This window comes from Polaribacter porphyrae, assembly GCF_002954685.1.
GTDB classification, from domain to species: Bacteria; Bacteroidota; Bacteroidia; order Flavobacteriales; family Flavobacteriaceae; genus Polaribacter; species Polaribacter porphyrae.
In genome coordinates this window covers 1754429-1779170 of record NZ_MSCN01000001.1, presented here as the reverse complement: position 1 = coordinate 1779170, position 24742 = coordinate 1754429, and the positions used below count along the sequence as shown (strand labels likewise).

At 26.9% G+C, this 24742-nt stretch carries 18 protein-coding genes and 1 pseudogene; all 19 read right to left on the bottom strand.

All coding sequences use genetic code 11. From position 1 onward, the window contains the following. Window positions 1-14: 14 nt before the first annotated feature. A complete protein-coding gene (locus tag BTO18_RS07940) occupies window positions 15-1577 on the bottom strand; it encodes a RagB/SusD family nutrient uptake outer membrane protein (RefSeq protein ID WP_105015707.1) in 1563 nt (520 codons plus the stop codon). Window positions 1578-1589: 12 nt separating this feature from the next. Continuing rightward, a complete protein-coding gene (locus tag BTO18_RS07935) occupies window positions 1590-4565 on the bottom strand; it encodes a SusC/RagA family TonB-linked outer membrane protein (RefSeq protein WP_105015706.1) in 2976 nt (991 codons plus the stop codon). A gap of 183 nt (window positions 4566-4748) precedes the next feature. Continuing rightward, on the bottom strand, window positions 4749-8753 hold the full coding sequence (locus BTO18_RS07930) for a hybrid sensor histidine kinase/response regulator transcription factor (RefSeq protein ID WP_105015705.1): 4005 nt from the start codon (window positions 8751-8753) through the stop codon (window positions 4749-4751). Window positions 8754-9181: 428 nt separating this feature from the next. Continuing rightward, window positions 9182-9461: pseudogene (locus BTO18_RS07920) on the bottom strand (helix-turn-helix domain-containing protein). A gap of 279 nt (window positions 9462-9740) precedes the next feature. Further along, window positions 9741-10586, bottom strand: coding sequence for an RteC domain-containing protein (locus tag BTO18_RS07915; RefSeq protein WP_105015704.1), 846 nt, complete (start codon window positions 10584-10586; stop codon window positions 9741-9743). A gap of 110 nt (window positions 10587-10696) precedes the next feature. Further along, window positions 10697-11308, bottom strand: coding sequence for a hypothetical protein (locus BTO18_RS07910; protein ID WP_105015703.1), 612 nt, complete (start codon window positions 11306-11308; stop codon window positions 10697-10699). Between the two features lie 232 nt (window positions 11309-11540). Then, complete coding sequence (locus BTO18_RS07905) at window positions 11541-12683, bottom strand: TlpA family protein disulfide reductase (RefSeq protein WP_105015702.1); 1143 nt, start codon at window positions 12681-12683, stop codon at window positions 11541-11543. A gap of 43 nt (window positions 12684-12726) precedes the next feature. After that, window positions 12727-13203 carry a hypothetical protein gene (locus tag BTO18_RS07900; protein ID WP_105015701.1) on the bottom strand — a complete coding sequence of 159 codons (477 nt, stop codon included), beginning with the start codon at window positions 13201-13203 and terminating at the stop codon, window positions 12727-12729. A 122-nt stretch (window positions 13204-13325) separates the two neighbouring features. Then, the gene (locus BTO18_RS07895) at window positions 13326-14618 is read right to left on the bottom strand and encodes an amidohydrolase family protein (RefSeq protein WP_105015700.1); all 1293 of its coding nucleotides are present in this window, start codon (window positions 14616-14618) and stop codon (window positions 13326-13328) included. A gap of 31 nt (window positions 14619-14649) precedes the next feature. Next, window positions 14650-16170, bottom strand: a complete 1521-nt coding sequence (locus BTO18_RS07890) for a serine hydrolase domain-containing protein (protein ID WP_105015699.1) — start codon at window positions 16168-16170, stop codon at window positions 14650-14652. Continuing rightward, window positions 16170-17924, bottom strand: coding sequence for a S41 family peptidase (locus BTO18_RS07885; RefSeq protein WP_105015698.1), 1755 nt, complete (start codon window positions 17922-17924; stop codon window positions 16170-16172). Before BTO18_RS07885 ends, BTO18_RS07890 begins: the two co-directional genes overlap by 1 nt. A 56-nt stretch (window positions 17925-17980) precedes the next feature. Continuing rightward, a complete protein-coding gene (locus BTO18_RS07880; RefSeq protein WP_105015697.1) occupies window positions 17981-18397 on the bottom strand; it encodes a hypothetical protein in 417 nt (138 codons plus the stop codon). A 136-nt stretch (window positions 18398-18533) separates the two neighbouring features. Further along, window positions 18534-19865 carry a serine hydrolase domain-containing protein gene (locus tag BTO18_RS07875; RefSeq protein WP_105015696.1) on the bottom strand — a complete coding sequence of 444 codons (1332 nt, stop codon included), beginning with the start codon at window positions 19863-19865 and terminating at the stop codon, window positions 18534-18536. Further along, entirely contained in the window at window positions 19862-21244 is a 1383-nt protein-coding gene (locus tag BTO18_RS07870; protein ID WP_105015695.1) for a DUF4932 domain-containing protein, read from the bottom strand. The genes BTO18_RS07875 and BTO18_RS07870 overlap by 4 nt, the downstream gene beginning before the upstream one ends. Next, complete coding sequence (locus BTO18_RS07865; RefSeq protein WP_170063247.1) at window positions 21241-22740, bottom strand: serine hydrolase domain-containing protein; 1500 nt, start codon at window positions 22738-22740, stop codon at window positions 21241-21243. Before BTO18_RS07865 ends, BTO18_RS07870 begins: the two co-directional genes overlap by 4 nt. Window positions 22741-22781: 41 nt before the next feature. Beyond that, window positions 22782-23684 (bottom strand): hypothetical protein, encoded by a 903-nt coding sequence (locus tag BTO18_RS07860; protein WP_105015693.1) that lies wholly within the window; start codon window positions 23682-23684, stop codon window positions 22782-22784. A gap of 172 nt (window positions 23685-23856) precedes the next feature. Next, window positions 23857-24366 (bottom strand): hypothetical protein, encoded by a 510-nt coding sequence (locus BTO18_RS07855; protein WP_105015692.1) that lies wholly within the window; start codon window positions 24364-24366, stop codon window positions 23857-23859. 11 nt (window positions 24367-24377) lie between these two features. Further along, complete coding sequence (locus BTO18_RS17635) at window positions 24378-24536, bottom strand: hypothetical protein (RefSeq protein WP_170063246.1); 159 nt, start codon at window positions 24534-24536, stop codon at window positions 24378-24380. A 26-nt stretch (window positions 24537-24562) separates the two neighbouring features. Next, window positions 24563-24742: T9SS type A sorting domain-containing protein (locus BTO18_RS07850; protein ID WP_146106981.1), on the bottom strand; the 180-nt coding region annotated here is incomplete at its 5' end.

Sequence of the window (24742 nt, the reverse complement as noted above, 5' to 3'; positions counted from 1 at the left end):
GTCTAGTATTAATATTAATAGCCATCATTTTGTTTTAGTTTTGGGTTTGCCAACAAATCTGTAACTGGTATTGGAAACAGTCTAAATTTAACATCTACTGCAGCTCCATTTTTTACACCACCTTTCCAAGCCCATAAATAATCGGAAGTTGTAAATCTTTTATATCGAATTAAATCGGTTCTTCTAAAACCTTCCCACATCAACTCTCTAGCTCTTTCATCTAAAATAAAATCCAAGTCCAATTCTGAAGTAGTAATATTACCTGCTGTACTATTTGGATTGTTATCATAAGCCCTTCCTCTAATTTGATTGATGTAATTTAATGCCAAATTTGTGTCTCCTCCAGAACCACCTCTTAAAACAGCTTCTGCATAAATCAAATACATTTCTGCCAGTCTAAAAACAGGAAAATCTATATCACTTAAATTGTTAAACGTGTTTTCTTGATTAATGCTAGAACCATCTCTATTTACGTTTCTATATTTTGTTATAGAATATCCGTTTAAAGAATTAGGTAAAGATTCAACCTCTAAAGTTCTGCTAGATTCATTATTTTCTGTCCAAAAAACAGCTCTTTTGTCTATACTTGGATCATTTGAAGGAAACAAAGCAGGAATTTGCTGTGTAACTCTATATAAATTCCAACTTGAACTCATTCCATTTATGGAAGCAGGAACACCAGCAGCACCTAGAGAATAGGTATTTGTACCTCCCCAAGTTCTTACTTTTTCATTATCATAATTAAATGTGTAAATAAATTCGTTAGTATTTTGATAATTATCTCCTAGCATTAACCATTGATGGTTTTGTTCTAGAGAATAACCAGCATCAATCACTTTTTTACTGTATTCAATGGCTTCTGTATATTTTTGAGTTGCTGTATATGTCTCTGCATTTAAATACAATCTTGCCAATAAAGACCAAACTGCAGCTTTATCTGCTCTTCCATATTCGTTAGCTCTTGCATCTATCATTTTAGGTGCAATTTCTTTCAATTCAGATTCGATATAATTGAATAAATCTGCACTTAAAATCTGACCTGGAACTTCTCCATTTTTTAGCGTTTCTTCTGTTGCAAAGGTTGGATTTCCAAATAAATCCATTAGCATCCAATACGCATAAGCTCTTATAAAACGAACTTCACTTTTAAAAATTTCTACTTCATCTTGTTCTGCTGATGATAATCCTCTACTTGCTACTAAAGATGCTTCAGATTCAATTATAAAATTGTTGCATAACGTTATTAAGTACAAACCACTTTGATAGACTCCAGTAGATTGATCGTGTTCTGAAGACCAACTTAAAGTTGTTTCTTGATGATCTCCCCAAGTATTTACAATTTCGTCTGTAGTAACTTCTTGTAGTTCGAAAAAATCTCGGTAAAAAAAGTTGTTTGCACCTGCAAATTGTATGTAAGCTGAAACCATAGCTTGTCTATATCCATCAACAGTGCTGAATTGTTTTTCATTTGTCAAGGCATTTGTAGGAAAACGATCTAAATCTTCTGTACAAGAGCTAAAGCCTGAAAAAATTAAAACAATTAATAGAATTCTTTTTAAATAATTTGTTGTTTTCATTTTTATTGCTGTTTAAAAATTAAAATTAAGTGCTAAAGAAAAAGTTCTTGGGGCTGTATAATTGCCACCAAAATTTGACCCAAAATTGAATGGGGATTCTGGATCTCCACCTTCAAAATCGGTTAGAATAAATACATTTTGTACGGATGCTGATAAGGCTAAATTTGAACCTTTTTTTGAGTTTAAAACATTACCTAAATCGTAATTTAGGCTAATGTTGTCCATTTTTAAGAAAGAAGCGTTTTGCAAATAATGATCGCTAAAACCTTGGTTTGCATTTCCACTTTGGGTAAAAAGGGTATCAAAATAATCTGTATGTACATTACCTCTAAAAATACCATCATAAATAGATGCTAGATTGTCATTGGGTTTAAAGAAAATATAATGTCCTAAATTTGCGTGAAAAGCCATATTTAGAGATAGTTTTTTATAATTGAAAGTAGTATTAAAACCAATATTATGTCTTGGTACAGAACTTTCACTTCTATATCTATCTTGTTCATTAATAGTTCCATCTTGATTAATATCAACCATTTGATCTTCTATTGGGTTTCCATTGGCATCATAAACTTGTCTGTACAAGTAAAAGGTGTTTCTTTGAAAACCAACTGTGTTTACCAAAATGCTTCCATTAAAAAGTCCTACAGAACTGTCATTATCTTCAGAAAGACTTGTAATTTCATTTTCATTATATCCATAATTGAAACCTAAATACCAATTGAAATCTTTAGATTGAATTGGAGTTGCATCAAGCTTTAATTCGAAACCTCTGTTTTCTAAACTTCCAATATTTTTAGTGATATTATTAGCGAAATCTGTACCAGAAGGAATAGAAACATTATTTAGTAAATCTTCGGTTTCTCTTAAATAGACTTCGAAACTTCCTGAAATTCTATTGTTGAAAAGTCCCCAATCAATACCAACATTGTAGGTAGTAGATTGTTCCCATTTTCTATTCCTGTCTGTTGCTGTTGGGTTTACACCTTGTACAAAACCATTACCAATTGGATATTGAATAAAAGCTTCACCTAAATTGTAAATAGGGATGTAGCCATAATTACCAATACCTTCTTGCTGGCCTGTAACTCCATAACCCAATCTTAATTTTAAGTTAGATATGGTTTTTGAATCTTCAAGAAATTTCTCATCACTAATTTTCCAAGCTGCAGAAACTGATGGAAAAACTCCCCATCTATTATTTTGTGAAAATCTAGAAGAACCATCTGTTCTAATAGTTCCTGTTACTATATATTTTTCGTCAAAAGTGTAAATTAATCTTCCAAAATAGGAGATAAGTGTGTTTTGTGGAATATCAAAATCAAAGTTTGGTTCTGAACCAGGTTGTAAATTTCCATCAACATCAAAACTTGGATAAAAATAATTGGTTGTTTTAAAATCATTATAAGAATAACCTGCTAATGCATCAACTTTACTTTTAATACTTTTTATTTCTTTGGTATAATTTAAAGTGGCTTCTAAAAAAATGTTTTCTGTTTTTGAACCAGGATCTCCAGAAGAATTATTTCCATTAGAGATATTAGCAGGAAAATAATCTGCTGGTGTAAAATAACTCCAACTACTTTCTGCAATATCATAACCTGTATTTAAATTCACTCTTACATCAGGAAAAAAATGAAGTTTGTAGTCTAACTGAATATTACCAATGCTTCTTAAGTTTTTAGTATTGTTTTGCACTTGCTCTAACTTTGCTACTGGGTTAAAATGACCACCAAGAACAGCAGGGTTTGATGCAAAATCTAAATACTGCCAATAGCCACCAAAAGGAGAGTTTTCGTCTAAAACAGGTTGTGTAGGATCAAAAGTAGTAGCTGTAAAAATGGCACCTTCATCAGCAATTCTCTGATCTTGTAAAATTCCTTTTACATTTAAGTTAATTTTTAAATGCCCATCAAACAACACAGGATTTATATTTAATGTTGCAGTTGTTCTTTTAAAATTACCAGTTCTCAATGTTCCATCTTGATCTAAATATCCTAGAGATAATCTGTAAGGTAGATTTTTAATTCCTCCAGAAATACTAAAAGAGGTTTCTGTGGTTAATGCGTTTTGAAAAATTTCATCTTGCCAATCAGTATTTTCATTGCCTAAATTAGTTAAGATTGATGCTCCAGAAACTAGTTCTGCTCTTTTTGCGACTTCTCTAAATTGATCTCCAGTCAATACAGATTGCGTTAAAAAGTTTTGAGAGATAGAGGCTTTCGTAGAAAGTGAAAACTTTAACTCATTACTTGTTCCTTTTTTTGTTGTAATTAAAATAACACCATTAGAACCTCTAGAACCATAAATTGCAGCAGCTGCAGCATCTTTTAACACACTAAAAGATGCAATATCTTCTGGATTTAAAGCACTTAAAATTCCTGGACCATCTGCTAAACCAATTGGATTGCCATCAATAACAAATAAAGGGTTATTTGATGCACCCAAAGAAGCACCTCCCCTAATTAAAAATGAACTTCCAGCTCCAGGTCTACCACTTACAGGTGTAATTTGCACTCCAGGAATTTTGTTAGCAATCAACTGTTCTGCATTGGTTACAAAACCCACTTGAAAATCTTTTTCTGTAACTCTAGTTACACTTCCTGTTAAATCTTTTTTCTTGGATGAACCATAACCAATTAAAACAATTTCATCTAAACTTTCTGCAGATTCTTCTAAACTAACATTTAAAATAGTTGAGCTAACTTTTACTTCTTTTGTTTGATAACCTAAATAAGAAAAAACTAAAAAATCTCCATTTTTGGCTTTTATAGTATAAGTTCCATCAAACTCTGAAACTGTGCCTTGTGTAGTTCCTTTTACTAAAATACTAACACCTGGTAGAGATTCACTAGTTTTAATATCAACTACTTTACCAGTTACAGTAATATCTTGTGCATTTAAAATTGTTATTGATAAAAAGTTTGCTAAAACAAATAAATACACTTTTTCTTTTAATTTTTTTTTATCCTTTAGTGTGGAAAACATCATTTATAATTATTTTTTAATTGATTGATTTTTGAAGCTGTTTAGTAAGCTTTAATTTCAATTGCAATTAAGCAGTAATTAAAAGTTTTAATAGGGGATGTTTTCGGTAAATGAGTATGAAAAACTGATAATTTGACTTAAAATAGTATAGAACTAGGTTAATTGAGTAAAATGGTAATGGATATGCTATTTTTTGATAAAGTAAGATGGAGAGTGTTTAAACTTATCTTTAAATAGTTTACTAAAATATTTTCTGTCTGAATAACCTACTTTAAAGCAAGCATCAGAAACAGAATATCCATTTTCTTGAATTAATTGTTTGGCTATAGAAAGCCTGTAATCTCTTATAAATTCGACATAAGTTAAGCCAGTTAAAGATTTTATCTTTTTATATAAAGATGAATGGCTCATGTTCATTTTTCTAGAAACAAGGTCTGATTTTAAATTGTTGGTTTCTAAATTGTCTTCTAAAATTTTATATAATTTTTCTAAAAGTTCTTGATCTTTAGAATTGGTATTAATTTTCTTTGGATTTATGTCTTCATTTTTAGAGAATTTATTTTTCAAGATTTTTCTACCTTGTAAAAGGTTCTCAATTCTTATCAAAAGTAATTCTTCATCAAAGGGTTTAGAAATATAATCATCAGCACCTTTAGTATATCCCAAAGTTTTATCGTCTAAAGCTGTTTTTGCGGTTAAAAGAATAACAGGAATATGGTTAGTAGTTGAGTTTGATTTTATTTTATTGGTAAATTCGATACCATCCATTTTTGGCATCATCACATCACTTATTATTAAGTTCGGATGATTTTTAGTGACCAACTGTAACCCTTCTAGACCATTAAAAGCTTGAATTATATTGTAACTTTTAGTTTCTAAAATCTCTTTTAGAGATTCTTGAATTTCAATATTATCTTCAACAATTAAAATGGTCGATTTATTTTTATCTTTTAATTTTTCTTGTAAAACTTCAATTGAACTATTGGTATTTATTGATTTATTTTCTATTTTATAAGTATCAAAATGAGCGTTTCCTTTTAAAAGTTTTAGTTCAAAAGTGCTTCCTTCTTTTAGTTTGCTCGAAACTTGAATTGTGGCTTTATGGAGTTGCACAATTTCTTTTGCAATAGATAAACCTAACCCAAAACCTTTATTTTTTTCTGAATGTTCGTATTTAACTTGATAAAAACGTTTAAATATTTTCTTTTGATGTTCTGATGATAAACCAATTCCATCATCTTTTACAACTACCACCACTTCATTATTATACTCTTCAATACATATTTGAATATTTCCTTTATTATTGGTAAACTTAAAAGCGTTTGAAATTAAGTTAAAAATTACTTTTTCAAGTTGATTTTTATCAAACCAAAGATAAATTTTAGTTATCTCCGTTTTGAATTCATAATTGATGTTTCTATCTAAAGCAATATCAGAAAACGATAAATAAATACCTTTTACATAAGATATAAGCTCGTTTTCACTAATATTAAGTTTAATATCATTTTTTTCTAATTTTCTAACATCAAGAAGTTCATTAACCAATCTTAATAACAAATTACTGTTTCTTCTAATGGTATGTGCAGCTTTTATTTGCTTACTTTCTATTCCTTTTTCTTTTTCAAAAAGTCTGTTTATAGAACTGATAATTAGCGTAACTGGTGTTCTAATTTCGTGAGAAATATTTGTAAAAAACTGTTGTTTTAATGTGTAGATTTCATTGTCTTTTTCATGCATTAATTTTTCAAATTCTAAACTCGATTTTAATTTACCCCATGCAATTATATATTTTCGAGCTATTAAAAGTAAAGTTAAAAGAAGTAATAAATACATTGCAACTGCCCACCAAGTTGTCCAAAAAGGTTTTAAAATTTTTACATTTACCGCTTTAAAATCTTTACTCCAAGAGGTTCCTGTTACTCTACTTTTTACTTTAAAAATATAATTGCCAGGAGATAAATTGGTAAAGGTAGCAGTTCTATCTTGTCCAACTTTTCGCCAATCTTTATCAAAATTTTCTAATTGAATTGCATATTCTAAATTTTCTGAAAATGGATAGTTGAGACCTGCATATTCAAACGTAAAAACATTATCAGAGTGTTTTAGAATAATATCTTTTTGAGCTTGAATGTTTTTTTTGAGTATACCTTTTTCTGTAATTGGTACTTTTTTATTGAAAAGTTTAAAATCTGTGATAATAACATCGATTTTTTTGTTTGAAAAATGTAATTGATTTGGATTGAATTTTGTAACTCCTTTTATACCTCCAAAATAAAGGACATTATTTTCATCTTTAAATGATGAATTTATATGAAAATCACCAGATAAAGATTGTGCTTTTTTAATTTTTTTTGTTTTAAAATTAAATTTTAAAATTCCTTTTTTTGTGCCAAACCAAATATTTTTTTGTTCATCTTCAATTATTGAAGTTACTGTACTGTATTTGTAAGATTCAAATCTTTCAATAGAAAAATCGTTTAAATTCATTCTACAAATACCTGATCCAGAGGTTCCTATCCATAAATAATTATTTGAATCTTTTAGTAAAGAAAAGATAAAATTACTACTTATTGAGCTGGGATTATTTTCTAAAAAGTTAAACTGTCGAAATTTTTTACTTTCAATATCAAACATATTTAAACCACCACCAAAAGTAGCTATCCAAATCTTATTTTTATCTTTTTCAATAGAAACAATATTATTATTACTTAAACTTGTAGTGTCATTTTCTTTAAATTGATAAGATGTAAATTCTTCTTTTTTAGTATCAAAGTAATTTAAACCACCACCCCAAGTTGCTATCCATATATTGTTTTTTTTATCAAAAATTAAATCTCTTACATCATTAAAACTTATTGATTTTTTATTTTTTACTGATTTTAAAAACTGTTGATATTTTTTTGTCTTAAAATCATATTTAATAAGACCGTTTGAAAATGTCCCAAGCCATAAATTGTTCTTATTAGAAGAGATATGTTGCACATATTTTATTTCAGGGATTTTTGGAATTGAGTATGTTTTTTGCTTTTTTAAATTGTAAGCAGATAAGCCATTTCCGTCAGTTCCAAAAAGTAATAAATCTTTTCTTTTATATACTGATAAAACAGGAAAAGGGTTTAAACCAGAAAAATCACTATATAAAAATTCATTTGTATTTTCTAAATCGATAATATTAATTCCATTCCAAGCTGTACCAATCCAAATAGATTTTTTATCAATTTCTGTAATTTCATAAACTGCATTTCCAGATAAATAAGATTGCAATTGAGGGTTGTATAAGTAGTTGGTAATAATTGGTTTATCGCTATTTGGAAATTGAATTTTATACAGCCCAAAACCATCAGTACCAATCCATAAATTACAATTACTATCTATCTTTAAAGACCTTATAATTGCTGTATTTTGTTTTGTTTTATCGTTTGCCTTGAAGAAACTACTTAAAGTTTGTGTTTGTAAATCAAACAATAAGAGTCCATTTCCTTTTGTGCCAATTAATAGATTATCAGAATTTAGCTCTTCGAATACATTTATAAATTGACATAAAGTATCATTTTTTAAATTTATTTTTTTAATTCTTTGAGTTGATTTTTCGAGAACAAAAAGCCCTTTACCAAAAGAACCAATCCATAAATCACCTTTTTTGTTTTGGTATAAACTGGTAATATTTACATTTTTAAGTATAGAATCTTCATAATTTTCAAAAGTATTATTTTCTGGATTAAAATTTATTAAACCAAGTTCGGTAGCTAGCCAAATGGTTTCGTTCTCATCTTCTAAAATACTATTAATATGATTTGACGAAGCAGAATTAGAGGTGTTATTATAATTTTTGTAAACAATAAAGTCGTCTTTTTCTCGATTGTATAAGTTTAGCCCCCCATCTAAAGTAGCTAACCAAATTCTATTTTTACTATCTAGCATGATATCAGAAATATCATTTGAGCCAATTTTTGAATTTCTTTTTTGATAAACCTTAAAATTATGTCCATCATATCTATTCAATCCATTTTGAGTGCTAATCCAAATAAATCCATTTTTCTCTTTTATAATTCCAGTAATTCTTGAATTTGATAAACCTTCTCTTTGATTTATTTTCTGAAATTTAGTCGTATTTTGAGATATTAAAAATGAAGATTTAAAAATTAGAAAACAGAAAAAGAAAAAGTTAAAAGCGTAGGTTTTTTGAATCAATGTTTGAAAAATTAAATTTCAATAAACTTAAGCATTTTAAAATTTCAATTTAGTAGAGAGAATCATATTTTTTGTTGGAATAATTCTGAAATCTATATTTTATAACAGATGATACTTTATTATTCTAAAAATAACATTTTCATAGTTATGAATATAAATTTTATCACGATACTTTACTGCATTTATGATATGTAGATTTAGAACCAATTTTTGAAAAACACATAACCTCTTTACGATTGATATAAAATTCTATTAAAAACCGATTGTTATTCCAAATTTGGAATAGCCCAACATACAAACTATTATGCGTTGGATTTAATCAATTGTCTTTTGAGAATTGAATGAATACATCTTTTAAGTGTTTTATGTAATTTACGTTTTGCATAATCCCCTCCAACCTCTCCAAAGGATAGGCTTTTATTAGTTATTTAAAACTTATTATAAACACGATTATCCTCTAAAACTTTTACAATTTCTTCGTAATCGTAATAGATAACACCACCAACTTTTGTGTATGGTAATATTCCATTGATTCTTAAATTTTGTAATGTGCCTGAAGATATGCTTAATAAATCTCGAACTTCTGGAGATTTTAACCACTTTTTTAGGAGCAAAGCCAGATTGATGATTTATCATTGCTTTAATATCTTCTAATAGTTCTTCTTTAAACTCTCTTAAGTCTTCTGTAGTAATAATTGATGTTGGCATTTGAAAACGATTTTGTAAAAGAAGAAGTTGCAGATTGTGTTCCCAACAATCTTACAACTCCTCTTTCTGATTTAACTTTCGTTTTACAAATATTAAATATTTTTAGTTTAATAGAACACAATTTACACCCAAGTTGGGTAATTTTATATGCCCATTTTTAATGAGTTTGTTTACGTTTTTTTGTTAGACTTTAAAAATACTATATAAACAAAATAGCACAAATTATATGATTTATAGTTCTATTAATTAAAAGACCCAACTTGGGAACATCTTGGGTGTTTATTCATCGGCATCTGCAATACGTTTTACTAATGCGTCTTTAAGTTTATCTATAAATTTTGTTTGATTAGTTTTGCGAGATCGTATTTCAAGGTATGTTCTATAATAATCTCCTAATTCTATGTTAAATAGACTTTCACATGCGGATGCCATTTCTTTAATATCAGCTGTACCACTATTAACGGCACCTGAAGATTGTAAAGCATATATAAGTTCTATTAAATCTGTTTTATTTGCTGTCCAAAATAAACGTGATTTTTTTTGATAAGGATTGATAGTTGTTTCCATGGAATTGCGGTTTTCGAGTTTATCGATTTCTGTGTTTAAGTAAACAATTAACATATCATAAGCTAGGATAATTGCAACAGTTGTATCGTGACTAGCGGAGAATTTATCATCTATAAAAAAAGAAAAAGTATCAGGGAATAAGCGAATATCTATTTTACCACGTACAAAATAATGTTCATCTAATGATGTAGCACCTCTTCTATAATAATTATAAAACTCAAGATGATCATTAAAATAATTTTGAAGTCTGTTAATATGTTTATTAAAATACTTTGTTTGAGATTTATTACTAGATCTAGGTCTTTTACTTTCGATATTAAAAAGTTTCTGATAGTAGATAAGCTTACTAAATACCTGAGGTTTTACAATTTTAAAAAAATAAATCTCTTCACTATTATTACGAAACTTCTTTTTTAAAACAATGTTTCGCAATTGATCTAAAGCTCTTTTAGAAATTAATATCCCTTCTTCTGCTTTTAGCAAAATATCTTCTTGCTCAGTTTCTAGGAAATCGAGAGCATTATCTAAATTATATAGTATTTCTTCGTATTTTTTCATTTACTACAAAGAGGCCAAACGAGTAACTGTTTAACCTTCTTTTTGGATAGTTGTTTAAAGAAATAAAAATGATATTTATCTTTTAAAAATCTTTAACTAATAATTTAATGCTAATAAATTTTCAACTCATCTTTTTCAATTTTTATATCTTCTTGTAAAATATTATTTGACTTAAAAAACGTTATTTTTCTAATTATTAATTCGTTAGTAATTTTTTTACCTTGTGAGTCTATAAACTTTAGAACTACACCCAAATAAACTTCAAATTTATTTTCTTCAGTATTTACATTATTGGTTTTAGCATATTTTTTTAGTTGATTTTTATCTATGTTTAGATTTAATTTGATAAAATTTAATGTGTTGGGTTCAACTATTTTATTAATGTTAGAATTGCAAGAAAATGTAAATAATGAATTATTTGTAGGAAATATTGAATTACTGTAACAAACACCTTGTGGCTTACTTTTATCTGAAGATAAAAATGTTGACCACTTTTTAATAGCTACAGGATTTTTGCCTGTATTTAGAAAAAGAATTTCAATATCAAACGTTGTATTTAAACTATCATTTTGAGAGAGTGTTGAATTAATATCACCTATAGAAAAATTAGTGTTTTTATGAAAAAATTGTATATAAGTAGTAAAAACTGTAGCTATTAAAGCCATCGAAGCTATAAAAATTGAGAATTTATCACTTGAAACTATTATTTTATTTTTTTTCATAATTATTTAAGAATTTAACTTTAAATAAGTATTATATTAATGTTATTAATAAAGTATTAAAAATTAATGCTTGATTATTAAAAAATTATTGAAATGTTATTGTGTATAATTATTGGCTTTTTTTTTAATATTGTAGTTCGTAAATAAAAAAACAGATAGAAAGAGTGCGAGGGATTATGTAAATTAGCTAAAACCAAGCAATTAATTATACACGATTTTGTTCTTTCGTTATTTATAATTTCAAAGTGGAAATATGTTTACCTAATTTCTCTTTAAAAACTCCATCTGTATATCCAAACCAATTTTCTAAAATTATTCCATTTTTATCAATTAAATAATAGTATGGTGTTCCTTTATCTGCGCCATATTTTACGCTAGAGCCAGAATAACTTCCTTTCCCATCTGTTAAATTTGTATATTTTAATTTACGGCTTTTTACTGAATTTTTCCACCTTTCAACATTTTCATCTAAACTTATTCCAATCACAGTCAATATTTCTGAATTTTGAGTTTGTAATTTATTAAGGTGAGGAATAGCTTTAATTGTTGGATAACATCCATCGCCCCAAAAATTAATCAATAAATACTTACCACTATATTCACTTAATTTATGCATTTTCCCAGCGATATTAAATAAATTTAAATCTACCATTTTGTCACCTTTTTCAGGAATTATTATATTTTTAGTTCTAATCAATATACCTTCACCTTTTAAAGAGTTTTTAAATTTGTCATCCAACTTATTATAAATTATTTTCACTTCGTCTTTATTTAACACATTATTGAACTTTACAATTTTGTAAAGTTTATCAACCGCTATTTCATTATTGAAGTCACTTTTAATTATTTCAAATTCTTTTAAATTTTTAATATTATTTAGAGAGTCTTTTTTATTAGTATAAAAATCTATTTGACTTCTATTATTTTTTTGAAGACTTTTAACCCTTAAATGCTCAATACTATCTATAGCAACTAATATTAGTTTTGTGCTATTAATAAATTTATTTAATTTCTTTTGATTTTTGGTATTATTTGTAATATTCCAACCAGATAAATATTTTCCATTTCCATTAATTTTTGTCAAACTATTATTTGCCCAAAACTCGCGTGCTGAATATTCACGAGTTTTTGAGTTAACAGACATTAAAGTGAGTTTTGATGGCGTAATAATTAGACTATCCGAAAACCTAAATTGACCATTATTAATTGTGTCTTTTCCAATAGTTTTTCCATCGCTCATTAACATTATTTGAACACCATCTGGCAAATTTTTAATATTACCTTCAATTATTAATTTTTCTTGCTTAATTTCTTTTGTTGGTTTACAAGAAAGTAAAAAAGATAGGATTAGAATAGATAAAATTTTTATTTTCATACTGTTTAATATTTTATGTGTTTTATAATTTTAGTATTAAACTTCATAGTCTCTTGTTTTTTATATTCTTCTTTAATTTTCTCGTTAGAATACCCATATCTTTATACATCTTTGTCAACTTTTCGCTTTCTGCAAACTTTTGACGCATAACACCAGTAGTACCTATTATACCCACCCAACTATTTGCTCTATCATCTACCAAACTAACACCTGGAGGATTAGCTATCATAGAGCCTTGTTGAAAAATACTTTTTACTTGAACAAATACATGACCTTGAAGTGTTGTTACAAAACCAGCGTCTGTCCAATGTTCCATTTCTATAATTTCGTTTTTCTTAAGAGGATTGGGGAACTTTAAACTCCAACCGACTCTTATTGGGTTCCCATTTTGTACATACTCTTTTAACTTTGCAAGATTACCTGATACTGTTTTACCATTTTTATCTGCCTCGTAAATAACTTTACAGGCGTTATTCTTTTGAGCATAAGTGATAATTTCTGTAAGAAGAAACAAGAACATAATTACTTTTTTTTAATTTTTCATTTTAGATATATTTATATGTTATACACCTGAAAATTAGCCTCTCAAATTCAATTTTTAAGTTAATCAGTGTTAATTAGTGTTAATTTTAAAAACTTAACTTACATTTTAATACTACTACCTTTAAAATATAAATCTTGGATATTTTTTAAACTGTTTATGTTTACTAATGGGTTGCTATCTAATACTACAAAGTTTGCTTCATACCCTTCATTAATTTCACCAATTTTTCTATAAGGAAAAATAAGTTTAGGATTTACAACACAAATACTATTTATAATCTGCAAATTATTTAATATGTTGTGTTCTTTTAAATAATTAACCTCCTCAAAAAGAGTTTTACTGTAAACATCGCTACCTACAGAGAGATTTACTTTATACTTAATGATACGTTTAATCAATTCTTTTTGATATTCTATAACTTTATTAAATCTTTCTTGATTAAATACTAACTTGTCATCAACTCTAATATTTGCATAGTTTTTTGATATAGATGCTGTAGTTACTATGCTCACATTATTTTTTTTTGCATTTAATAAATCTTGATTAGATAAAGTATAATTAATTAGCGTTTTATCATCACCATTCCACGAATATCCAGGGAGATGAGCCACAACATCAACACCAATATTTAGAGCTGTTCTAAAATCGAAAGCTGTCTCTACATGCGCAAAAACTCTTAAATTATGAGCTTTGGCCTTTTGAACAACATATTTTGCTACACTTGGTGACAAACCTTTATCACCTAACTTATTGGTATTATTATATAATGAGTCATATCGATCTGCAAAAAGTAGCATTATTTTGATAACATCTGGCTTTGTAATAAGCAATTGATCCCACTTATTATCTACATCCTCGATACTGTCAAAAAACCAGTAAGCATCATTTTCTACTAACCTACTATCTCTGATTTCTTCTTTTCTTCTTTTTCTTTCAGAACTGTTATAGATTCCCATAGCAAGTGGTTCATAAATTGTGTAAGGATGACCTAACGTACATGTAATACCTCCATTTGAATAGCTAACCTGTAATTTAGATTGTAATATTTTATTTCTCACATCTAATCTTCCTTTATGTGAACCACCTAAAACTTGAATATATAATATGCCCTCGTTTAGGTATTGTTCTATTAAATAGTCTATACCATAATTATTAGATAAATTATGGGTATGAGCTTCGCCATAAGCTGGTAAAATAAATTTTCCTTGTAAATCTATTTGTTTATGAACAGTATCTGGTTGTGCAAAAGTGAAGAGCCCTTCTTTTATAAATAATTTTCTTTTTTGAAATTTTTGACCATCAAACCAAGATGCATTTTTAATTTCAATATTTTGAGCATTTACAGAAAGGTGAAAAGAAATTAAGACTATTATGGATGTTAAAAATTTCATTTTATTGTAAGTTTAATTGGTTTATGTAAAATTAATTTTCCTTCACAAAATGGTAGTCAAAATCTTCGTAACTTTCTATGTTCAGAATTAAACTTTCTACTTTACCATTCTTTATTTTGAAAGGTATTTTAATTACCCCAAAATCATAATCAGAAAAAGTACATAAGAACTCGTTATCGCCTATATATTCTAAATCACCTGAGATTTTTAGATAATCTGGTAGTAAAACTTTTAATTTTCCATTTTTGTTCACGATGTTTAATTTTCCAACAGTTGAATTTACATATGTGCCAGAGAAATCATTTAGACTGAGTTTAGGTTTTAAATTAGAATTCACAATTGCAGTTAAAGAATCCATTTCTTTTAAAATCTGATTATTATTTTCTTCAAAATCCTTTAGAGATTCTTTAGAATAATCTTTGAATGGTTTATCTAAAAATGCATCTAAAATTACATTTGTTAAATTCATATAAAAATCGCTAACATCACTATTTGTTAAGATTATAAAGGCTAAACCTTTTTCTGGGACTATTACATGATTCGTTGAAAAACCATAACCACCACCACTATGTTGATATGTTATGTATCCTTCTACATCTCTTATATAATATCCTAAACCGTAAGCGTAGAAATGTGTTCTTGCATCTATACTTTGAGAAAAAGCTTGAATACTTTTAACTCTACGAGTTTGCATTATTGCTCTTCTTGGTATAACTCGTTTATCGTTTAACATTCCTAATGAAAGCTGAACTTTTAACCAATTTGACATATCTTTGGCATTAGATAAAATAGCACCAGCTGGTGCCTCTACAGTTATTGGAACAAAATCTCTAATTACTTGTTTACCTCTAAAATATGTGTGGGGGTAAGCAATGTTAGGATACTTAAAATTTGTATTTAAACTTGGTTCTGTACTTGACATATTTAAGGGTAGAAATATCTTTTCTTGTATAGTTTCTTCCCAAGTTTTTTTTGTTACGGCATTTATTACATCACCAGCAGCAATAAAAGACTTATTAGAATATCCAAAACTGCCTCTAAACTTTTTTGAAATATTGAGTTTAGACATTCCTTCAATTATTTGTCTTCTTTGAGTTGGTGGTTTTTCAAAATTTAAATCGCCTTGATGATTACCAAAACCAATTCTATGAGACAATAAGTCCTCTATATCTACCAGTTGTGAAATTGTAGAATCTTTTAATTGAAAATAAGGCAACCATTTAGTAACCTTATCGTTTAATGATAGTTTTTTCTCCTCATGTAGCATTGCAACTAACGTAGCCGTAAAAGATTTTGTTATGGATGCTATTTGAAACATTGTTGTTTCATCAACAGGTTCTTTTGAATTTATAGCTCTAACACCATAGCCCTTTAAATGGGTTGTTTTTCCGTCTTTTACAATGGCTATGGATAGACCTGGTAAATTCCATTTTTTTATATTTTGTGATATGTAAGAATCTAAGCTGTCTTTTATGAATTTTGGTAACTCTTGACTTACTGAAACTTTAGAAGTAAAAAAGGTAATTATGATTAAGATATATAGTTTTTTCATTATTGAACGTTGCTTTTAATTTCTTTAATTATAAAATCAATTTCATTGTTTTTCGTTTGTTCACTAGTTTTAATTGAGATGTCTGGTATAATACCACCATTGTATTTTGTGTCTTTTGAAAAACTACCAGCAACTGGCATATCTATATTAATTCTAGAATTAGGTAGTTTTAAAAAAATGATGCTGCCACCATTAATACCATTTTGATTCCCTCCAGTTTCAGAACCAATAACTTTTCCAATTTTATGATCCTTAAATAATTTTGCTAAATAAAATGCAGCTGACACATTTTTAGGGCCTGTTAGTAAATACGCATTACCCTTAAAAGAATTCTCATAATTTTGAGTAGGTTTCTTTGCAAACATTTTAGGAAATATAAAGTAGCTATTCTCTTTAATAGAATTTTCTTCTCTTAGGTTATAGTACCAAGCATTCTGATTTTGTAATATTTTTTTTATATTATTAGGGAAATTTATAAATCTGGTTCTACCTTCAAATTGATCTTCTATTGATGTTTTTTTTACCAAAAATTTTTCTAACTCTTTTGAAGCTTCATCCATACCTCCTTGGTTTTCTCTGATATCAATAATTAAATTTTTGATTTTATTATCTGATAGAGTTTTAAAAGAATTCTTAAGAAAAGATTTCCAATCGATACTAAATCTATTTGTTGAAAATGAACCAATTTTAAGATATGCGTAATCTTTATTAACAATTTTGAAATCCCATAAATCTTGTGGTGATTTTGGAAAATCACTATACTTTTTTGTTAGTTTCTCAAATCTTTCCTCTAGTGTTAAAAGATTTATTTTTATTCTCTCACCAGAGGATAATTCTATTTCAATTTTATTTTTAATATTAAATACAAGAGGGAATAAAACATCAAAAGAATTAAATCTAAAATTATAACCATCAACTTCAGTTTTACTTACTCTATTGTGCATTGTATTACCATCTGCACTGATATATTTCGTAAGCTCTTTTAAAATCTTTTCTGTTTCAATATTATTGATGGCTACTATTGTACTACCCATTTTAATTTTTTCAGAATTAGACACACTATGGGTAACTACCATTTTTCTATTAACCCACTTAAACGTAAAGGGAATTTTATTTTTTTGTTTATGGAGAATTGCATTAATTAATGGTTCTTGATTCCAATAAGAGGCTAGCGTATGATCGCATTTTATTGTACTAATAAGTTTTGAAATTGTAATATAAGTCTCGGAGTATGTTTGCGGTTTTTGAAATTTGTTTTCTAACTTTTTAAAGTTTTTTACTAGGGTAATGCTATCATTATACCTGTAGATACCAGGGTGAATTTTTAGGATTGCTTCTTTTAGTATTTTAAAATCTTCATTTAATTGTTCAACACTAATTTTGTTTAAGGAATTAATATCAATTATTTTTTCTTTATTCCAAACATCCTTTATGTACTGGTTTTTATTATCTAATTGAATAAGTCTGTTTGGGATTTGCTCCCAAGTAACTGTATTGCCATCATCTATTACATATTTATACTCTAAATTCTTTATGTTTATTTCTTTACTGTTTATAGTTACAGTATAGCGGTCATTATCTTTTTGTAAAAAAGTTGTTTTATCCCAACTTAATGGATTAAAGTTGCCTCTTACTCCTATAAAATCTTGATTTACTTTAGGGATCTCATGTAGAGAAAGTGTTAATTTTTCTTGAGTATTACAAGAGAAAAAAACATAACAGAATATATATTTTAATAAAGATTTTTTTTTCATCACTTATCAACTGTTCTTTTACACCATATTGGCTATAGTTATGTAGTTATGTTTTATCAAAATGTGTAAGTTATATTTGCCGTACTAACGCTTCCTGTAAATGTTGCAGATTGTTCTTTAACAATTTCTTCACCTATATAAATTCTAATTCGAATCGAATAGTCACAGTTAACCCCAGAGGCACAAACACTATCATCCTGATAAGTTAGTTTAAGAATATTTCCTTCGCTATATTCCACTTCAGCATAGGTTCTAAAAAAAGGAAAACTACCGACATTTTGTTCATCAGAGTTATTATTTATTTGGGTTTTAATTATTGCGTCAGGACCAAAATCTCCGTTATCAGTAATAACAACCTCAAATTCCACATTTACTGTAGTGTTTTGATTACTGTTATTATTGTCAGATGAACAGGATATTAAAAAGAATAGTGCTACAAAGATTGTTAAAGTTTTTAATTTCATTAGTCTCATTTTATAAATTTATTTTTTACTATTTTTTAGGAGTAAAGATTGATTTTTTAGGATTGTTTTCTGTTTTTATTTTCGAATATTTTTTAAAAAAAAAGTTCATATTAATCAAAAATTGTATTTAATGTATTATAAAATTTTATTTTTTAAATAAATAACTCCCCCCATTCTGTTGAAGACTTACTGTTTTATTTTTTGTATTAAAAACCAGCACTACACCAGCAGTTTTAAATTCAAAAGTGTCTTTTGATACAGCCTCTAAACTAAATTTTGGTTGTCCCTTTATTTGTGCAATAAGAGAATTATTCTTTTGTGAAATATTTAGCGTTAAGGATAACTGATTGTTTTTATATGTACCTATGTAACTGTCGAGTGATTGTGGGGTAAATGTTTTAAAGTCTGGAATTTTATATGGTTTGTTGAATAAAGCAGACAGTAGCGTTATCGCAATTTTATTATTGTTGTAATTATTTCCATTAGATATAATTGAAAAGGCACTAGATTCATCAACAAAATAACCTAAAACAGATGAAAAACCATCAATACCACCTGTATGACCATAACTAAATTTATTATCGAAAGGAATTTTAAATAACCCCATACCATACCTATCTTTTAAAGTCATCATTTGTTTTAGACTTTCTTTGGCCACTATTTTATTATTAAAAAGTGCATTTGAAAAAGTGATTAAATCTTTTGGAGTAGACACTATACCTCCAGCGCCCATTGGTATGGAGGTATCTGTTTCCGTTTGCTTTTGCCATTCGCCTAAAAATCTGTAAGAATTAGACTCATTATTATTAATGTTTATAATACTACCAAAGTAGGTGTTCTCTAAACTTAATGGATTGATAATTTGCTCTTGTAAGATGTTTTTGTAGGACTTTTTGTACAACCTTTCTAAAATATACGATAGTAAAACGTAGTTTGAATTACTATACGATGCTTTTGAATTTGGAGAAAAATCATTTTTTTTTGAGGCTATAATTGAAAGCATCTCTTTTTGAGATTTTGGTTTTGTATTGTAACTTAAATAGTCTAGATTGTTTGTAAAATTGTGTATACCACTTCTGTGGTTTAATAACATTTCTATTGTAATTAGATTTGCATTTTCTATACTTGGAAAAAACTTACTCAACTTACTACCTAAAGAAATCTTATTTTGTTCTATAGCTTTAAAAATAATTGCAGCTGTAAACATTTTAGAAATAGAACCAATTCTATATTTTGTATTTTTATTTGGTTCTTTTTTTGTTTCTACATCTAAAAAACCAACTTGATTACTGTATATTATTTTACCTTTTTTATACAAAGCAACCCCACCCATAAATTTATTGTTTGCTTCTAGAACACTAAAGTATTTATCTAGCTTCTGTTTATTAAATGAAGTATTTGAAGTTGCTGTTTGAGACTGAAGTACAACGGACTTTAGTAATATATATATAATAAAGATGCTTTTAGTTATTCTCATATTGTGTTTTGTTGATTCTTAGACCATTTTAAAATAGATTCCATTAAAGATTTTATATCACTCTGTTTATTATTTTGATATAGTTCTATTAGTTTTTGATTAAATTCTTTAAATTTTATGAAGCCTCTTTTTTTAATCATTATAATTTCTATTTCTTTAACAGCTTCTTCAAGTTCATCTTCATTAAAATTATCAAGTAGATAAAGAGAATACAGGCTCCAAGTCATATATTCATTAAATATTGCATAAGGTGTAGAGTAACCATTAAGACCAGGATCATCTAAAACCCAATAAAACCTATTATTAAACGAGTTTTCTATCTCATTAGACAGTAAATCAGATATAGGGTTGACGTAATTATGGTCTATCTCAGTAAATACAATACGAGAAGACCTGATTTCTTTTTTAATTGAGGAAACGTTGTTTTCAAAAATAGGTGCGTTAATAAACATAATTGCTTCTTTATAATCATTATCTGTATAATACTGAGTAGAATGCAATCCACCTATCAATGGTGAAAAATATACTTTATAAGAATTATATCTCTCAGAAAATCTATCTTCAATCCATTTCCACATTTTACCAATTGGAGCTACTTTGTCTTGAACTTGCTTTAAAGAATCATAATAGATTTCATTTTTTTCATAAAAATCTTCAAATTTAGAGGTTTCAGAAAAGTCTTTTACTAGATATAGTAATTCCTCCAGATGATTTATGCTACTCCAACTAAATCTATTATAAGGGCTTTGATTTACAATTTCCCCTTTACTATCAAAAGAATACATACAAGCATTCATTCTTAAATTGTAGTAATAGGCATATGGGTCATCCTCCATATTTCTATTTAAAGAATCAATTAAAACATGATTCTTAAAAGGCTTAAAATATTTGATTACTTTATGATAATAATCTGTTTTATGATTAATCATATTATGGTCTTTCGCGCCAATTTCTGTTAGTGCAAAAGCGATGTTTACCAGCTCATGAACTTTAGGAACATAGTTTTTGTAAGTACCACTATTTTCCCTTATATATTTTGAATCAAAAACAACTGGTTTTGATGCTCCGTAAATAATAGCATTTATTGTATCTATTTTATTAATAATAAAATCTACTGAAACTTTTTGCCCAGGACTTAATTTAAAATCTATAGAATCAACTTTTGAAATCAACTTAATATTATTCACTTTATCATTAAATGGAAAATTTAATGTTTCATCTTTAATTAACCATGTAAAACTTTGATTGTTAAAACCGATTTTAATATTTTTCGTATTAGTATTTATATAAAAGTTTTTCTTCGAATTCTTATCAATATTTTCACATGAAATAATTAAAACTATAAGTGTTAGTAAATAAGTAAGTACTTTAAATTTCATATTTTTTTGATTTTATTTATAGTACTTAATACCTCTTTAAAATTTGGCCTAATTTTGAGCGCTTTTCTATAATTTATAAGTGCATTTGCAGTATCTTTATTTAGTAAGTAAGCATCTGCAAGTAAAGACCAAGAATATTCTTCTTTAGGAAATTGCGCTGTATATAACTTGTAAAGTTCTACAGCTGCATTTATATCATTTTTTGAAATTAATTCTGCACCTATTTCTTCAAAATCCCATGTGATAAAAGGAATGTTTTTTTTGCTATTTTTATATCTATGATATTTTTCTAAAGCTTTATTGAGACCCTCTTTAATGTATGTTCTTGCAAATAATTTTGGCATTGATATTGAATCTAAATTATAGTTTTTGCCTTCTAAGATTCTCATTGGGAAAGTGAAATTGTAACGACCCATTTCATCATTGTTTGATAATATTATTACACATAAATCTTTTTCTATATTACTTATAAAAAAACTTCTACTACCAATAATTCCACCAGCATGATATACAACATTTGGGTTCTCTCTTGCAATACACCATCCTAAACCTCTATAAGAAGGGTAATTGGATTCTTTGTCAACTACATACTCTTTACTATTTGTTAGTTTAAATGACTTATAAATTTCTTTCTGCGAATCTTTGTCAAGTAGGGAATTGTTGATTAATGCGTTATGAAATTTTAAAAGATCTTGAGTAGTTGTATGTATTAAGCTATGACCATATGTATTGCCAAAAGTAGTAATATCACTTAAACTAGAATCTAAAGAGGAAACTTCATCATAAACATTAGAGAGCCATTCTGTTTTTGTGTAGTTAGACACTATTTCACTTTTACTTTTTCTAGGTACATTTTTTTTACCTAAAAAAGTATTTTTCATTTTTAACTTCTTAAATATTCGATCTTTTAAAAAAATATTAAAATTTAATTTTGTTGTTTTTTCTAATACGTGAGCTAGTATATTATAATTGGTGTTAGAATAAAAATAATCTGTACCTGGTAAGAAATATAATTTAGGGGCTATTTCAATTAATTTATTTACAAGATTTATATTGCTTAACTGCTTGCCTTCTATTTCTTTTTTAAAAGGTTGACTTTGTATTCTTACTAAACCAGAAGTGTGGGTTAAAAGATGTCTTATGGATATGTTTTTGTAAGGAAATTTAGGAAGGTAATTACACACTTTTTCGTCTAATTGCAATTTATTTTCTTGAACTAACATCATAATACCAACCACTGTAAAAGTTTTTGAAACTGATGCTATATTGAAAATGCTAGATGATTTTAATGGTATTTTTTTTTCAATATTTGAATATCCAAATGATTTTTCATAAATGATATTCCCTTTTTGAGCTATAAGAACATTACCATTAAATTGATTCTCTTTATGCAGTTTTACAAGTACTTTATCAATTTCTCTAATTTGATTTGAATTGTATTTTTTACAAGAAAAACTGCATAAAAAAACACATAAAAGAATTGAAGTGTTTTTCAACACTACATATAAGTTTAATTGTGAATTTTTATTAGAAAACATTATTTGTAATCGATATTGTACTTTTTTGAAATCTTTGATCTAGTAGTGCTATTTGCCATATCAAACCCAAAACCACTCTGAGACCCATAAATCTGATAACCATATTTTAAACCATAAAATCTATCGATTAACATTCTTAAATTATATTGAAAAATATCTTCTTTTAAATATGCTTTATGAATTATTGGAAGGTACTTTTCCATCATTTCAACATTAGAATGTTGAATTACAGACCACATGACTGTTTGAAATTTTTCACCTACCATACTTACTCCTAAATAACTTTTATGAATTTGAAAAAGTGAGTCTATACTCTTTTGATTTTTTACATCTAAAACTCTTTGCTTTTTTATTCTGTCTTCTATATTGTCTTTATTTCTGAACTTTAAATCATTTTCTTTGATTTTAGAAATAAGTTTTACCAAGTTAATATCTAGGTTGTTTTGTTTTGAATAATATACAATATCAAAATTTGCAACATTGTTCTTTTGACCTTTACAAAAGTTAGTTGCATTTTCTATTTCGTTTCTAATAATTTCGTAATGAATATCTTTAAACTGTTTTTCGAAATATAAAATATATTGACAACCACTATTTGCATTTTTTAATTTTTCAAAAGCTATAAGTATATTTTCTCTTGATTCTTTAAGAGACAAAAAAACATGTAATACATTTAAATAATCTGCTACATTAAAGTTATTAGGGTTGTTTTTAACATCAGATTTTATATTTTTTATAGTTATTAAATCGTTTTTAAAGTCTTTATCTGAAATACCATTATTTTTAGGTTTAAATTTTAGAAATTCTTTTTCAAAATTATTAAATGTAAACTTAATGTTTTGAGAAAGAATAGTTTGAACCACAATAAAATAAAATGTTATAAAAAGTAATCTTGATTTCATTTTTTGATTTATTTTTCGTTAAGAATTTAAAGTAATACATGATGAGCATAAGAATAACATAATGGTATTTTTCTGAAAAAATAAATTATTATAATAATTAAACTTAATAAAATTACCTGTTATTAATTTATTTATTCTCATTTTTATTTATTTTATTTTAAAACAGTTATAATTATTTTTTTATATAAAATACTTCAGAAAGTTTTATGTTTTTTAAGCTATCAAATTCAAATTCAACGTTTACATCGATATCTACATACCATGAATCACTATTGTTTTTAATACCAGTTATATTACCTAATATTATTGGAATACTGCCTTTATCATCGCAAGTACCACATTTTAATTTGTAAAATGCATTTATTGTTTTTAATGAAGAATCATTTATCGAAAAATTATTTATTTGAGGCTCTATCTCAAAAATAACAGACTCTATTGAGCCAGAATCCAGTATATTAATATCTGTTTCGTAAACCTTTTTGAATTCAAAAACTAAATTATTACCATCAGTAATTTTAGTTATAATATATTTACCTTTTTGATCTATTACTTCTACTTCTTCTTGAATTTTAGAGTTCTTAAAAAAGCTAAAAGATGTAATCTCATTTTCTTCAAAAACAGAAGAACAGCTTAAAAAAAATATAATTGCTAAAAACGATAAAGGAGTTATTTTATTTTTCATAATTATTTTTTTTAAAACCCAGTACCTGGAGTTTCAGGAGAAGCCGCTTGTGCCTTTTTAGGATTAAGAATAAGGTAAGTACCTAGTGCAGTTAATGCTGTATATTTACCATACTTACCTATTTTATGCAAAGCCTCTTTACGAGTAATATTTTCTTTTTTAGTTTTCATGAGTATACTGTTAACTTGGGCTGTAATTATTTTAAAACTATTTTCTTATTGAACTTTGTTTGTTCATTTTGTAATTCTATGATGTAAATGCCTTGTTTTAAAGATGGTATTTCTATGCTATTAGAACCATTCCCCTTAAAAGATCTCTTAAATACTTCTTTCCCTAAAATTGAATACATTTTAATTTCAGTTAAGTTGTTAGTAAA

Excerpts from the sequence above, each read along its gene's own strand:
- BTO18_RS07940 (WP_105015707.1), bottom strand. The coding sequence starts at position 1,577 with ATGAAAACAACAAATTATTTAAAAAGAATTCTATTAATTGTTTTAATT.
- BTO18_RS07935 (WP_105015706.1), bottom strand. The coding sequence starts at position 4,565 with ATGATGTTTTCCACACTAAAGGATAAAAAAAAATTAAAAGAAAAAGTG.
- BTO18_RS07915 (WP_105015704.1), bottom strand. The coding sequence starts at position 10,586 with ATGAAAAAATACGAAGAAATACTATATAATTTAGATAATGCTCTCGAT.
- BTO18_RS07910 (WP_105015703.1), bottom strand. The coding sequence starts at position 11,308 with ATGAAAAAAAATAAAATAATAGTTTCAAGTGATAAATTCTCAATTTTT.
- BTO18_RS07905 (WP_105015702.1), bottom strand. The coding sequence starts at position 12,683 with ATGAAAATAAAAATTTTATCTATTCTAATCCTATCTTTTTTACTTTCT.
- BTO18_RS07900 (WP_105015701.1), bottom strand. The coding sequence starts at position 13,203 with ATGTTCTTGTTTCTTCTTACAGAAATTATCACTTATGCTCAAAAGAAT.
- BTO18_RS07895 (WP_105015700.1), bottom strand. The coding sequence starts at position 14,618 with ATGAAATTTTTAACATCCATAATAGTCTTAATTTCTTTTCACCTTTCT.
- BTO18_RS07890 (WP_105015699.1), bottom strand. The coding sequence starts at position 16,170 with ATGAAAAAACTATATATCTTAATCATAATTACCTTTTTTACTTCTAAA.
- BTO18_RS07885 (WP_105015698.1), bottom strand. The coding sequence starts at position 17,924 with ATGAAAAAAAAATCTTTATTAAAATATATATTCTGTTATGTTTTTTTC.
- BTO18_RS07880 (WP_105015697.1), bottom strand. The coding sequence starts at position 18,397 with ATGAGACTAATGAAATTAAAAACTTTAACAATCTTTGTAGCACTATTC.
- BTO18_RS07875 (WP_105015696.1), bottom strand. The coding sequence starts at position 19,865 with ATGAGAATAACTAAAAGCATCTTTATTATATATATATTACTAAAGTCC.
- BTO18_RS07870 (WP_105015695.1), bottom strand. The coding sequence starts at position 21,244 with ATGAAATTTAAAGTACTTACTTATTTACTAACACTTATAGTTTTAATT.
- BTO18_RS07860 (WP_105015693.1), bottom strand. The coding sequence starts at position 23,684 with ATGAAATCAAGATTACTTTTTATAACATTTTATTTTATTGTGGTTCAA.
- BTO18_RS07855 (WP_105015692.1), bottom strand. The coding sequence starts at position 24,366 with ATGAAAAATAAAATAACTCCTTTATCGTTTTTAGCAATTATATTTTTT.
- BTO18_RS17635 (WP_170063246.1), bottom strand. The coding sequence starts at position 24,536 with ATGAAAACTAAAAAAGAAAATATTACTCGTAAAGAGGCTTTGCATAAA.